Source organism: Sphingobacterium sp. JUb56 (assembly GCF_014191365.1).
Classification (GTDB): Bacteria; Bacteroidota; Bacteroidia; order Sphingobacteriales; family Sphingobacteriaceae; genus Sphingobacterium; species Sphingobacterium anhuiense.
This window is the reverse complement of sequence record NZ_JACHWL010000002.1, coordinates 887163-901179: the sequence shown is the minus strand read 5'-3', so window position 1 is coordinate 901179 and position 14017 is coordinate 887163. Positions and strand designations below refer to the sequence as shown.

Sequence of the window (14017 nt, the reverse complement as noted above, 5' to 3'; positions counted from 1 at the left end):
TATGGCAGCACAACAGCGAAAAACAGGTCTAGGAAGAGGATTAGGTGCCTTATTAAACGATAGTGCCGATATCCCTGAAAGAAATTCGGAGGTAGAAACATCCCGGGTAGAATCTGCTACAAAATCAAAAGAATCTGGCAATATTAGTACAGTTAATGTGGATACGATAGAAATGAATCCATTTCAACCCCGTACTGATTTTGATCCACAAGCGCTACAGGAACTGTCTGAATCGATCTTATTGCAAGGTTTAATTCAACCTATTACTGTTAGAAAAATTGGTGAGAATGCCTACCAGTTGATTTCTGGAGAACGCAGATACCGTGCATCAAAATTAGCTGGTATTACCGAAATTCCGGCATATATTCGGACAGCGAATGACCAACAGATGTTGGAAATGGCACTGATTGAAAACATTCAACGTGAAAATCTAAATGCGATTGAAGTAGCATTAAGTTTTCAACGGATGATTGAAGAGTGTAATTTGAAGCAAGAAGAATTGGGAGAACGTGTAAGTAAAAACCGTTCTACCGTAACCAATTATTTACGCTTATTGAAATTGCCTCCTGTTATTCAAGCAGCGATCCGTGATGGAGAGTTAACGATGGGACATGCACGTGCGCTAATTAATGTAGGAGAGGTAGATAAACAATTATATATCTTTAAATTGATCGTTGACTTGGGATTGTCTGTTCGCAAGGCAGAAGAATTGGTGCGGGAGATTCAAAATGGCAATAAAAAGAAAGCACAAAAAGATAAGAATGTACCTAAATCATTTCAGTTTCAAAAGATTGAAGATGATCTGGCATCTAAATTTTCATCTCAGGTTAAGTTAAATTTAAAAAGTGCAAAAGGAAAAGGTGCGATCGAAATTCCTTTTGAGTCTGAAGATGATCTGAGCCGTATTCTGGAATTATTAGACTGGTAAGATGTATAAAATAATCAGTTTATTCTGTTCTATATTTATCTTTTTTGCTGCGCAGGCACAGAAAGTTGATACAAAAGATAAAGTTGCTTTAAAAACAGTTACTGCAACAGATTCAACGAAAAAAGTATCGGCAGTGCAGGATACAACAAAAAAAGAGAGCCGTAGGGAACGAAAAAAAAGAGAGAAGGCTGAAGAAGAAGCAAAAACACCCAAAATCTTTAAAGATTCAACACGTCTTGCTATTGAAGCCAAAACCGTTACCGCATGGAAGCGATCTTTAGTTTTGCCAGGATGGGGTCAATATACCAATAAGGGATTATGGTGGATCAAGGTTCCTGTAATTTATGGGGGATTTGCAACCACGGTACTTGTGTTTGACTTTAATAACCGTTACTACAAAGAACTTCTTAAAGAGCTAGATTTTCGCTATGATAACAATGGTAAAATAGATAATCCAGCGTATGCTAATGCTTCAGAGCAAGGGCTTATCAGTGCAAAGGACTATGCACGTCGTAATCGTGATCTTATGGTGCTTTTAACTGTGGGGTTATACGGGTTGAATGTGGTCGAAGCTTATGTGGACTCAATGCTCAAGAATCGATGGAGTGTAAGTTCTGAAAAGGTCGCATTTACCATTAGACCAACTGTACTTCAGGGCCCATCAAACAATCTTGCATTTAATGCCGTTCCAACTATGGGACTGAAATTATCCATGAAAATAAAATAAAAATTATATAACTTAAAGCTGTATTTGTGCGTTGTCGCATAGATTTATTTGGTCTTCTTTATTTAAATATGATCTAAAATAGATATGAAAATAGTATTATTCGGCTACGGAAAAATGGGCCAAATCATAGAAAAATTTGCTCAAAAGAGGGGGCATGAAATTCATTTGATCGTCAACAGCGAAAATCGTAATCTTATTACAGTGGATGAATTGGTTGATGCAGATGTTGCAATTGACTTTGGTGTTCCACAGGCAGCGATAGCTAATATGGAACTTTGCTTAGAAGCAAATCTTCCGATTGTAATGGGTACAACAGGCTGGTACGAGCATCTTGATACAATCAAGGAGAAATGTCTCTCTGTGGATGGATCTATCTTATATGGTTCTAATTTTTCGATCGGTGTAAATATCTTTTTTCATATCAATAAGATGTTGGCGAAAGCAATTCAGCCTTATAAAGCTTACGATGTACAGGTTGAGGAAATTCATCATATCCACAAATTGGACGCACCAAGTGGAACTGCTATTACAATAGCGGAGGGTATCCTGAACAATAGCGACACTAAAACTTCCTGGGTTAATTCTGTCGTTGGCGATGGAGAAGAGGAGGTTATTCCGAAAGCAGATCAATTGCTAATAGAGAGTCATCGTATTGAAGAAGTTCCAGGAACTCATACTGTTGTATATAGTTCTGAAGTGGATCAAATTGAATTTAAGCATACAGCACACAGTCGTGATGGTTTTGCTTTAGGTTCAGTAATTGCTGCTGAATGGTTATTTGGAAAGCAAGGATTCTATCAGGTGACAGAAATGTTTGATTTTAATCGGTAACTGAGTTGCCGATTTTGCGTTAAAAAATAAGGATTCTGTAACGAATCCATAGTCTATTATACTAATTGAAATATTAGATTATTAAACAATAAAATTTTAAGAAGCTTATGTGGTATATTATTTTTGCGGTCTTAACAGTAGTTGCTCATTATGGGCTTTGGAAATTATTTGTTAAGGCAGGAAGACCGGGATGGGAAGCATTAGTTCCTTTTTATCGGGAATATGTGATGGCTCAATTGACAGGTCGTGCAAAATGGATTGTTGTTCTTTTGCTAGTCCCAATCGTAAATATTTTTATTTTCTATGGATTGTATTTGGACCTTATAAAGGCATTTGGGAAAAGAAGGTTCTGGGAAAATACGGCAGCAGTTTTAGCTCCTTTTATTGTATTGCCTCTTTGGGGAAACGATCCTCTAGTAAAGTATTTAGGAAGCCCTAATTCAGAGGAATTTAAAAAGAAATATTTTTATAAAAAATCAATGGCCCGCGAATGGGCAGATGCGATTGTTTTTGCAACAGTTGCAGCATCTTTAATTCGTGGTTTTTTGATTGAAGCGTATATGATTCCAACTGGATCCATGGAGCGAACATTGTTAGTCGGTGATTTCTTGTTCGTGAGTAAGTTGAATTATGGGCCTCGTATTCCAATGACACCTTTGGCATTTCCTTTTGCGCATCATACGATGCCGCTAACAGGCGGAAAAGCTTATTCCGAACTGATCGAACTTCCTTATAAACGTTTACCTGGTTTTCAGGATATCAAAAGAAATGATGTCGTAGTATTCAATTATCCTATGGAAGCCGATGCTCCTTACAACAGACCGGTTGATAAACGTGAGAACTACATCAAGCGTTGTGTAGGGATGCCTGGAGATGAAGTTTCAATGGCAAATGCAGTATTTTTTGTAAATGGTAAGCCTGGTTTTAATCCGCCAGAAGGACAATTAGATTATATTGTAGTAACGGATCAATCTGGTTTGGATCTGCGTGTGATGAAAGAAAAACGATTAGAAATGTCTGATACCGGACAACCTAACATTTATCAAGTTTTTATGACAGCAGATGAGGCTGCAATGGTCAAAGGTTGGATAAATGTAAAGGAAGTTGTTCCCAATATTCGTAAAGCAGGAGAAAATGAAGATGGAACTTTTCCTCATGTTGCATCTCTGAACTGGAATTTTGACAATTTTGGTCCTATTAAAGTTCCGAGTAAAGGATGGACAGTTCAATTAGATAGTGCAACAATGCCACTATATGAACGTGCAATCACTGTTTATGAAGGTAATAAATTAGAAAATAAGTCTGATGGTATTTATATTAATGGTGTAAAAGCTAATTCTTATACTTTCAAAATGAATTATTACTGGATGATGGGTGATAATAGACACAATTCATTAGATTCTAGAGGATGGGGTTTCGTGCCGGAAGATCATATAGTGGGTAAAGCATTATTTACCTGGTTAAGTCTTGATGAATTGGGATCGGGACTATCGAAAATAAGATGGAATAGAATATTCAAAGGAATAGAATAAACATAACAGCAAAAGAGGCTTTACATTTGTAAAGCCTCTTTTGTTTTATTTAAGTGCGTTTAAGTATCTTTTTATCGTTTCTTCTAAGCCTAAGTACAGGGCATCAGCAATTAGAGCATGTCCTATGCTTACTTCTAACAATCCCGGAATATGTTCGTTAAAGTAAGTTAGGTTATTTAAATCTAAATCATGACCAGCATTAATGCCTAATCCTACCTCTCTCGCTTTTAATGCGGCATGAAAATAAGGTTTGATCGCTTCATCTCTTTCATCTAAGAATGCTTGTGCATATGACTCTGTATAAAGCTCAATTCGGTCAGTACCCGTTTCTGCTGCTGCCTCAACCATATCTTCATCTGGATCCACAAAAATAGAAACTCGAATACCTTGATCTTTAAATAGTTTGCACATATCAGTCAGATATGCCTTATTTTTAATAGTATCCCAACCATGATTCGAAGTAATCTGTCCCTCTGCATCAGGAACTAATGTTACCTGAGCAGGTTTGTTCGCCAAAACAAGATCTATAAATTTTTGTTCTTGACAATTACCTTCAATATTTAATTCTGTTTGAATATTGGCTTTTAAGTCAAAAACATCTGCATAACGGATGTGGCGTTCGTCAGGTCTTGGATGTACAGTAATTCCATTTGCACCAAAACGTTCACAGGCTAGAGCAGCTGCTAGTACATTTGGATTATTTCCGCCACGAGAATTACGTAGGGTAGCAATTTTATTGATGTTTACAGATAATGCAGTCATGTTGATTTCAATCTTTTAAGTAAAAATACAAAACAATTTGCATGCTTACTCATATTAGCAACAATTTGCTTGATAAAGAACAGATTCTTAAATTGATTTTTTTTAACTTGCATCTATATGGAAGGATTTGATTACAGCCTTTTTAGAGGTTTCCGGTTGCTCGATGTTATCGATATTATTTTAGTAGCGATTATTATTTACTATGTGTATAGTTTGATACGCGGGACCATTGCTGTTAATATATTAATTGGTGTCGCATTATTTTACGGAATATATATAATTGTTAAGCAGATGCATATGCGCTTGCTGACGGAAATATTTGGGGGCTTTATCTCTGTTGGTTCTATTGCCTTGATTGTTGTATTTCAACAGGAGATCCGGCGTTTCCTGTTACATATAGGGAAAAACATTTCGATGAAGCGAAAGAAGATCTTATGGTCTTTCCTAGTTAGTAAACGAACCGTTGCAAAAGATAATTCTGAACACATGAGACCCATTATAGAAGCATGTCGCAGCATGTCAAAATCCCGTACGGGTGCGCTATTGGTTTTTTCTAAATATTTTGATGAAGAATATTATCAAAGCAGCGGCGAGTACATTGATGCACATATTTCAAAGCGCCTCATTGAAAGTATTTTTAATAAAAATAGCCCCCTACATGATGGAGCTGTAGTTGTTGTTGATTTTAAAATTATGTCAGCTTCTTGTATTTTACCTTTATCAGATAGCGAAGATCTGCCTTTGCAATTTGGCTTACGACATCGTGCCGCGATTGGGGTGACAGAGGTATCTGATGCTGTCGCTGTTATTGTATCAGAGGAAACGGGTGAAATATCTTTTGCAAAAGATGGCAATGTCAATATGAATATTACACATGAGGAACTCGCAGAATTGCTGAAAGAAGAATTATAAAAAAACGCCACTTTTTTCGAAGTGGCGTTTTTTATAGCATAATATTATTATTTACCAGCTTCTTGGATCACCTGGTTATTTAATTTAACGTACTCAGCATTATTCCCTTTTTGTGCAATTTCTACTCCTTTTTGAGCTGTTGCAATTGCACCTTTTTTATCGCCAGATTTTAATTGAATTTTAGCTTTCCAATAACGAACATATGGTGCATCAGGATTTTCTTTTTCAGCCTCATTTGCCCATGTTAATGCTTTATTAAGATCTAAATTATTACTTAGATAAAATTGTGCAGCCTGTAGATAAGGTTTTTTATCACCTTTCATTGCTTGATCAATATTAGCTAAAATCTCCTTCGTTTGATCGGTTTTAATTGTAAATTTCGTGTATGTGTTTTCCCAAGCTAATGATAGTGTAGCCGAATTAGTTGTTACATTTTCAAATTGCATGGTAAAAGTTTCTACCTTATTAGAAAGTTTTGTGGATTTTACATTAAAACGAACTAAATCATCTTTCTTATCGTAGGTATAGGCTCCCCACTGATTACTGTTTTTTGTTAATATGATTGTCCAGTCACCTTTAGTTGGGATAGTTAAAATACCATATGTTCCTGCAGGAACCCTATTTCCTTCTATTGTAACTTCTTCTTCAAATTTAATAATAGGAAGGTTATTAGCACCTGTTCTCCAAACTTCATTGTAAGGAACTAAATTACCAAAGATAACACGACCGTTTATGTTCGGTCTTTGGTATGTAAGCGCTATGTTTTTAATCCCTAAACCTTGAGTAATCGAAGTCGTACTACTTGCTTGCGGCAATTTTACTTGAGCAAAAGAAGTTGTAGAGATACTAAATGTGAGTACCGTCGCGGCGCACAGTGTTAAAATAGATTTTTTCATTTTGGAAACGTTTAATTTTTCCTAATTTACTCGTAAAAAATCAGAATAAAGAATTTTGATTATTAATAATAAGAGCCGGTAAATCATATTTATCGGCTCTTATATTCTATATTTTTATAAACTGTTTAATAATTTTTGTGCTTCTTTCACTTGGTTTGGTATTGCTTTTTGATTGATGTTTTTATTTGTGAATCCAGCAATGGCATTATTTAATTTCTGTAATTGAGATGCTTTTAACTCTTTTTTCAAGATTCTTATTTTTTCAGCATCCTGAATCCCTTCAATTAATTTTTCGAAACGAATAGAAGTCATATTATCAGGATAAACAAAATAGGTATCGCCACCTAACCACGTTCCATAACGTGTATCTTGATTAGGATTTGAATTCCAGCAGTCAAATGCCCATCTTAAATAACCATCAAAACCTCTTTGAACACTGTGCCACGCTAACCAGGTTGCTTCTTGATATCCAGAATTAGTAAAAGTGTTCGGGAATATTTCTGAACAGCAAGTGTAAACAGTGGTTTTGTAACCTTTTTCCTGACGGGCTTTTAATACATCTGGAGCCATATCTTCTCCTAGAGTAATACTATAATCTGCAAATTCATTCGAAATTTGTGGATGATATCCACCGGCAAGAGATGATTTGAATTGGGGATCAGCTTCTTTGATAATAGCAATAGCACGTTTCATATCTTCCTGGGGTCTTTCATCCATGGCAATGGTTGTCCATTCGAAGTATCCTTTTTGTTTAAGGTGTTTTGCGAAATCTTTTAAAAGAGGTAACCAATGTGCTCTATATTTTGGATCATCAGTTTTTATTTTTAAAATTTCATATTTTCCGGTGTTTTCATCAAAATATTGGAAATTCATATTCCATGGAATCATGCTATAACAATTGATATATTCTGAAATTCCAATTTCACGCATGAAACTTACCCATTTATCAAAAATACTGTAATCATATGACCAAGAACCGTCCTTCTTTTTAGTCCATTTGATCATAGCTTGGTATTTATCATACGTTTGACCATTCCAAGGATCGTTGATGATACTTGCAGTGATATTTTTCTGACCAGCATCGCGTAACCTTTCATAATATGGTTTCATGACACTGAAGTGTGCAGGAGACCATAGCTCGACGTTATGATGCCGAGCAATAGAGTAAGGGTTTTGCCATAGATCTAAATGATAAGCCCAATCTTTTGCTTTAGGAAGTATATGTGATAATACCTCTACTGTATAAGGAATAGTGGTGTTATAATTTGTACCTTTTAGTGTAAGTGATCCTTTATAGATTCCAGGAGCTGCATCACGAGGAACTTGAATACTTAACCAGAGGGGTCTCGTGGTATTTTTATCATATTCAAAACTTGATTGATTGGTGATACGGTCTGCAACTAAAGCGGAATCTAGTATTTTACTGATACCGCAACCATTTTTTAAATCTCCAGGAAGGTCTGTCATTACATAAGAAATATACCCAGTAGTAATATCTTTTGTTCCGATTTCCTGCCCTTTGCTATTTTTTAACGGTGAAGAACTCACTTCAATTTTATCGTGATTTTGGTTACTCCAAAAGACTAATTGTGTATGTACTTTCTCACCTCTCCAAGCTTTTGTAATCCATGATTTACTTAGTGTTTCTAGGGTGGGTGGGTTTGTTTTGGAATAACTATAATCAGCTGTGCTAAAAGACAAGTTATTATTCTCTTTTAGACTGTTCCATTTTTCAGTTGTTTGAGGGGCTTTTGGATCTTTCAGTTCATTTATTCTCTGGGAATAGCCCTGTTGTGCATAAACGAATAGACCAAATAGTAAACAATAAAACGATTTTTTCATATTTAGGTGGATAAGAAAATAGCGATTATTTCTTAAAAATAATCGCTATTTGATTGTAATTAGTATTTTTTATTTCTGTCCGACTCTGTGGCCCTTTGTTGCGAAGTATAAGATATACAGATAAGCAGGAACCATAGCATAAAGAAATGCATGTTGAAAGTCAACATGTAAATTATCTTTTAAGTAACCATAAATTAGAGGCCAAATAGCTCCTCCGGCAATACCCATAATCATGATGGCTGATCCTGTTTTAGTAAAACGGCCTAGACCTTTAATACCTAGTGGGAAAATAGCAGGCCACATTAAAGAATTGGCAATACCTAAAAGGGCAACGAAAATGAATGAAGTGATTCCAGTTGTAAATACAGAAATAACAGTGAATAAAATACCAACAATAGTACAAACTCGTAATGCTAATTGTTGAGAAACAAATTTTGGTATTGCAATAATACCAACAATGTAACCTAAAAGCATACATCCTAATGTGAATGTTGTCGCATAGGTAACTAATGCACCATGGATATTTAATTCTCTTGCATAAACACCAATAATATCTCCAGCCATTACTTCTACAGCAACACAGAAAAAGATAGCTAAAGAGCCTAAGAATAGGTGTGGGAATTGGAATACACTTGTTTTTTTCTCTTTAAGAATAACTGCCCCATTCTTATCAGTATGTTCTTCTTCTGCATTTACATCCACCTCAGGTAAATGTGTTATTTTAATAACGATCGCAAATAAAACAAAGATAACAGCTAATGTAATGTATGGTGTATGTACACGTTGTAATAAAGAATCTAGAATGGCATTTTTAGCTTCCATATCTACTGCGGCATCCAATTTGGCTGTTATAGCAGAAGAATCTTTTAAGAATAATGTACCAAATATTAATGGAACAATAATACCTGCAGATTTATTGAAAAAGCCAGCAATAGATATTCTTTGTGCAGCACTGTCAATAGGGCCTATGATACTTAAATATGGGTTAACAGCAGTTTGTAGTAATGCCATTGCAGAACCTTGAACAAAAATTCCTGTTAAGAAAAGAATATAGCTTCTACCATCTGCAGCAGGAATGAAAATTAAAGAACCAACTCCAAGTAAAATTAAGCTGAGAACTAATCCATTTTTAAAACCAATTTTTTTCAAAATCCAAGAACTTGGGATTGCTAAAAAGAAGTAAGCGATGTAAGAAGCAAATGTTACAAAAAAGGCTTGTAAATCTGTTTCTAAATTACAGGCAATCTTTAAGAATGGGATAAGTGTTCCATTTGCCCAAGTGACAAATCCTAAAATGAAGAATAAGGCACAACACATAGCCATGGGGCGAAATGCTGTTTTTCCTGAATTTGGTTGAGAATTCATTTTTTTAGTATCAATTAATTGTTTTTTAGATTATAAAATTAGAAAATAATGATTTTTATAGTGTCTCTATTCAAGATGTGCTTACACAATCGATTGATATTGGTTTATAATAAAAAATCATGCTTTCCATTACAAGACTAATTAAATAAATTCAATATAGGAAATAAAAAGAAGTGGTTTTTGAGATTATTTAGTAATATTTTCATTAGAAAAAAGGAGCATTATACCTAGTATAATACTCCTTTCTTGTAAAAACCGTATTTGTAAACCAATCCAGTTGGCTTCATTTATATTTAAGACAAGTAATAAGAACAAATGTTTTAAAATAATTTTATTTTGGTATAATAGCGACTGTCAATCTGGAAATACAGTTTAAGTTACCCGATTCATCTGCAATTCGTACATCCCAAATATGAGTTTGTTTGCCAATGTGTACAGCTGTACAAACTGCGGTTACTAATCCTGTAGCAACCGGTCTCAAATGATTAGCATTAATCTCCAATCCCACGCCTTTATAAATATCTGGATCAATAATCAGATTGGATGCGATGCTTCCTATTGATTCGGCTAGTACAACAGATGCTCCGCCATGCAGGATTCCAAATGGCTGTCTTGTTTTGTCATTCACGGGCATCGTTGCAGTAATGGAATGACTATCGATTGCCGTCGCTTTAATTTCGAGCAGACCGGTCATATATTGAGAGAGGATACCGTTTATCTGCTCAATGCTGTAATTCTGAAACCAAATCATGGACATTGTTTGAGTTGAAATAACGCTCTTGAATAATTATGCGGTGATGATTTAGGTGTCCGGCAATCACATATAATAAAGCTTTTACACTTGTGAGTCTTTCTGACGCCATTCCTTTTCTCTCTAATTCTGCCTCATTGAAGTTTTCGAAAAGAAACATATTTGCTTTTCTAAGATGTACAAACTCTTTACTTAGAGAGGCTAATGTACGTTCGCTATATCTTGAGTTTTGGATAAAGTATTCTTGATCATACCCCAAAAGTTCTTTCATATCATTTCGAGAGAAGCGTAGGGCACGGTAAGCCATAATACGTTCATTATCCAAAATATGCCCTATTACCTCTTTAATAGACCATTTATCTTCTGCATAACGGTAATCGCCTTTTTCTTCAGGTATGGTATCTAGGAACGCTGGAAAGGATAAAATTTGTTCTTCCAGTACTTCCATGACATCGCCGACAACGGTCTCAATGTACGTGGAATACACCGCTGGGTATTCATCAGATTTCAGTGGGTTCATATGTTAGATTACTTTTTAATATTATTCTAAATGTTGTTCCTTTTCCTATTTCCGAGTCTTTGACAAAAATGTGGCCTTGATGATAATGTACCATTCTTTTGGTTAAACTCAGTCCCAATCCCCACCCTCGTTTGCGCGTGGTGAAACCTGGTTGAAATACCGTTTCAAAATTTGATCTGGGAATTCCTTTACCTGTATCACTAATGTCTATAAAAATTTCCTCTTTCGCAATATTTTCAGATATTTTAACAGTTATCTTTCCTTCTGATGCAATTGCGTTAACGGCATTTTTCAGAAGATTCTCAATAATCCAATCAAATAAGGGAATGTTTAGTTTCGCTTCAACATGTTTGTCACCCGTGAGCTCGAAGAGAATCTTGTCACTTGTTCTTACTTTGAAGTAACGAATGTAAGCGGCTATCACCTCATAAACATTCGCATTGTGAAGAACAGGTGTTGAACCAATTTTGGAAAAGCGATCGGCGACGATTTCTAAACGTTTAATGTCATTTTCCATCTCATTTAAAGTTTCGTCATCTTCTGCATCGAACTTTAATTTAATAAGCTCAACCCAGCCCATTAATGAAGAAATCGGTGTGCCGAGCTGATGAGCAGCTTCCTTAGTCAAACCTACCCAGACTAAATTCTGTTCTGATTTTCGAATAGAATTAAAGACGGTATATCCAATAATTAGAAAGATAGCGATTAATGATAACTGAATATAAGGAAACACACGAAGTTGTTGTAGAAACCAGGAGTCTTTGTAATATACCATCCATTTTGCTCCATTGTCTAAATTTAAAATAATAGGAGCATGGCTTTTCTTCATGAAATTGAGTTGCTTCTCAAAGTAATGTGGATCGTAATCCAAATGATGGTTCGAGCTATCTTTTGCTGTTGTTTTAATGTTTGTTTTGGTCGAATCTAAATCCCTCCAGAATACAATATTATCCTTTTCATCAGTAATGATTGCAGGAACTGCTAGACTATCTCTTACCGAGTAGACGAACGTTATAAATTCATCGTCAACATCTGGCATGGTCATAATACTTTTTGTACTCATTGCCCATACTTCTGCTTTTGTTCGCTCTACCTTTGATAAATTTCGAACAAGGTAATTTGTGTACAAAAGCGAAGCTGCCGCGATGATGGCCGCGAAAATAAGCAAGAAAAATTTCCAACGTTGTTGGTTGTATTGATACGGATTCATATAAGTGATCAGGAATCTTGTTGCCGCAAATTAAGTAATTAAATGAAATTTACCTTTATCGGCAACATTTATCTATTCATAAACTCCCTGTTTTATTATTTTATTGTGGTTATCAGTGCTATAGTTTCATTGAAATGAAAATTTTGTGGTAATTTTGTGTCATGAGTTCTGAAAGAAAAGTAAGAGTGCGTTTTGCACCAAGTCCTACAGGTGGATTGCACCTTGGAGGAGTTCGTACAGCTTTATTTAATTATTTGTACGCGCGTAAACATCAAGGAGATTTTATTTTGCGTGTTGAAGATACGGATCAGACACGATTTGTTGCTGGTGCAGAAGAATATATTAATGAATGTTTAGCTTGGTGTGGCTTAACACCAGATGAAAGCCCTCTTAAAGGTGGCGATTTTGGCCCCTATCGTCAAAGTGAAAGAAAACCTTCTTATCGCAAATTTGCGGAACAATTGATAGAAAAGGGATATGCTTATTATGCATTTGATACTTCGGCTGAATTGGATGAACAACGAAAAGAACAACCGAATTTCCGTTACAGCCATGAAAATAGATTGAAACTTAGAAATTCATTAAGTTTATCACAAGAAGAAACAGCAGAACTATTAGCCGCAGGTACACCCCATACGGTTCGTATCAAAGTACCAACAGATGAAACCGTTTCTTTTAATGATATGATTCGTGGACAAGTAAGTTTTGATACTAATCTTATTGATGATAAGGTTTTGTTAAAAGCTGATGGAATGCCTACTTATCACTTAGCTGTTGTCGTCGATGACAAAGCAATGGAGATTTCTCACGTTTTCCGAGGGGAAGAATGGTTACCTTCTGCTCCTGTACATGTTTTATTATGGGAATATTTAGGATGGAATGATGAAATGCCAAAATGGGCACATTTACCATTAATATTGAAGCCCGATGGTAATGGTAAATTGAGTAAGCGTGATGGTGACCGATTAGGTTTTCCTGTGTATGCTATGAATTGGAAAGATGCGCAATCAGAGACTGTAACGCAGGGATTCCGTGAAATGGGATTTTTGCCGGAAGCATTTGTCAATATGTTAGGTGTACTGGGATGGAATGATGGCACAGAACAAGAATTGTTTTCTTTAGATGAATTGATCGCAAAATTCTCGGTAGAGCGTATTAGTAAAGCTGGAGCAAAATTTGATTTTGAAAAGGCGAAATGGTTCAACCATGAGTGGATCAAAAAATCGTCTAACGAGGATTTATTGCCACAGATTAAAGCCCTGTTAACATTGCATAACGTGCAAAAGGTAGACGATCATTTTGTTACTGAAGTTTTAAGTGCAGTGAAAGAGCGTTTGACTTTTGTTTCGGATTTTTGGGAACAAGCATCATTCTTCTTTGTACAACCAGAAAATTATGACCTAGCTGCTGTTAAACCTAAATGGTCTGCTGAGAAAACGGATTTCTTTCAGAAAGTTAATAGCGAATTTGGTGAATTTGAGTCTTGGGATGCTTCAGCATTGGAAGCGTACTTTAAAGGTGCTATTCAGGAGTCAGGCATGAAAATGGGTGAATTGATGATGCCTTTCCGTATTATGTTAGTGGGAGGTAAATTTGGTCCAGATGTGTTCCAAATCGTTTCATTATTAGGACAAGAAGAAGTAATAGCTCGTGTTAATAAAGCTTTAGTAGCTTTTACAGCTGAATAAGAGCACTGATATATATGATAAGCCCCCCATGCGTTGTATGGGGGGCTTTTTTT

At 35.6% G+C, this 14017-nt stretch carries 13 protein-coding genes; 6 read left to right on the top strand and 7 right to left on the bottom strand.

The annotated features are described in order from the left end of the window. The first annotated feature begins 1 nt into the window (after position 1). The 4 genes from FHR29_RS23285 to lepB all read left to right on the top strand — a co-directional run bounded on the left by FHR29_RS23285 (position 2) and on the right by lepB (position 4018). The gene (locus FHR29_RS23285) at positions 2 to 928 is read left to right on the top strand and encodes a ParB/RepB/Spo0J family partition protein (RefSeq protein WP_021188018.1); all 927 of its coding nucleotides are present in this window, start codon (positions 2 to 4) and stop codon (positions 926 to 928) included. A gap of 1 nt (position 929) precedes the next feature. Further along, complete coding sequence (locus FHR29_RS23280; RefSeq protein WP_183917501.1) at positions 930 to 1655, top strand: DUF5683 domain-containing protein; 726 nt, start codon at positions 930 to 932, stop codon at positions 1653 to 1655. An 84-nt stretch (positions 1656 to 1739) separates the two neighbouring features. After that, positions 1740 to 2486, top strand: coding sequence for a 4-hydroxy-tetrahydrodipicolinate reductase (gene dapB / locus FHR29_RS23275; protein ID WP_132840958.1), 747 nt, complete (start codon positions 1740 to 1742; stop codon positions 2484 to 2486). A 107-nt stretch (positions 2487 to 2593) separates the two neighbouring features. Continuing rightward, positions 2594 to 4018: a signal peptidase I gene (gene lepB, locus FHR29_RS23270; protein WP_183917499.1), complete on the top strand. Its 1425-nt coding sequence runs from the start codon at positions 2594 to 2596 to the stop codon at positions 4016 to 4018. 45 nt (positions 4019 to 4063) lie between these two features. Here lepB and FHR29_RS23265 read toward each other — a convergent pair whose 3' ends face one another. Then, the gene (locus FHR29_RS23265; protein WP_021188016.1) at positions 4064 to 4780 is read right to left on the bottom strand and encodes a pyridoxine 5'-phosphate synthase; all 717 of its coding nucleotides are present in this window, start codon (positions 4778 to 4780) and stop codon (positions 4064 to 4066) included. A 117-nt stretch (positions 4781 to 4897) separates the two neighbouring features. Between FHR29_RS23265 and cdaA the strand changes: the two genes are divergently transcribed. Continuing rightward, complete coding sequence (cdaA, locus tag FHR29_RS23260; RefSeq protein WP_021188015.1) at positions 4898 to 5692, top strand: diadenylate cyclase CdaA; 795 nt, start codon at positions 4898 to 4900, stop codon at positions 5690 to 5692. Between the two features lie 47 nt (positions 5693 to 5739). Here cdaA and FHR29_RS23255 read toward each other — a convergent pair whose 3' ends face one another. From FHR29_RS23255 to FHR29_RS23230, 6 genes are all read right to left on the bottom strand, one after another. Then, positions 5740 to 6588 (bottom strand): DUF2911 domain-containing protein, encoded by an 849-nt coding sequence (locus FHR29_RS23255; protein WP_132840959.1) that lies wholly within the window; start codon positions 6586 to 6588, stop codon positions 5740 to 5742. 114 nt (positions 6589 to 6702) lie between these two features. Further along, positions 6703 to 8430: a DUF4091 domain-containing protein gene (locus FHR29_RS23250; RefSeq protein WP_183917497.1), complete on the bottom strand. Its 1728-nt coding sequence runs from the start codon at positions 8428 to 8430 to the stop codon at positions 6703 to 6705. A gap of 69 nt (positions 8431 to 8499) precedes the next feature. After that, positions 8500 to 9795 carry a sugar MFS transporter gene (locus FHR29_RS23245; protein ID WP_260292724.1) on the bottom strand — a complete coding sequence of 432 codons (1296 nt, stop codon included), beginning with the start codon at positions 9793 to 9795 and terminating at the stop codon, positions 8500 to 8502. 331 nt (positions 9796 to 10126) lie between these two features. Then, complete coding sequence (locus FHR29_RS23240) at positions 10127 to 10546, bottom strand: hotdog fold thioesterase (RefSeq protein WP_132840961.1); 420 nt, start codon at positions 10544 to 10546, stop codon at positions 10127 to 10129. Next, positions 10518 to 11066 (bottom strand): DinB family protein, encoded by a 549-nt coding sequence (locus FHR29_RS23235; protein ID WP_132769349.1) that lies wholly within the window; start codon positions 11064 to 11066, stop codon positions 10518 to 10520. The genes FHR29_RS23240 and FHR29_RS23235 overlap by 29 nt, the downstream gene beginning before the upstream one ends. Further along, positions 11047 to 12276: a HAMP domain-containing sensor histidine kinase gene (locus FHR29_RS23230; RefSeq protein WP_132769347.1), complete on the bottom strand. Its 1230-nt coding sequence runs from the start codon at positions 12274 to 12276 to the stop codon at positions 11047 to 11049. Before FHR29_RS23230 ends, FHR29_RS23235 begins: the two co-directional genes overlap by 20 nt. 161 nt (positions 12277 to 12437) lie before the next feature. Between FHR29_RS23230 and gltX the strand changes: the two genes are divergently transcribed. Continuing rightward, positions 12438 to 13964: a glutamate--tRNA ligase gene (gene gltX, locus FHR29_RS23225; protein ID WP_183917495.1), complete on the top strand. Its 1527-nt coding sequence runs from the start codon at positions 12438 to 12440 to the stop codon at positions 13962 to 13964. The last annotated feature ends 53 nt before the right edge of the window (positions 13965 to 14017 follow it).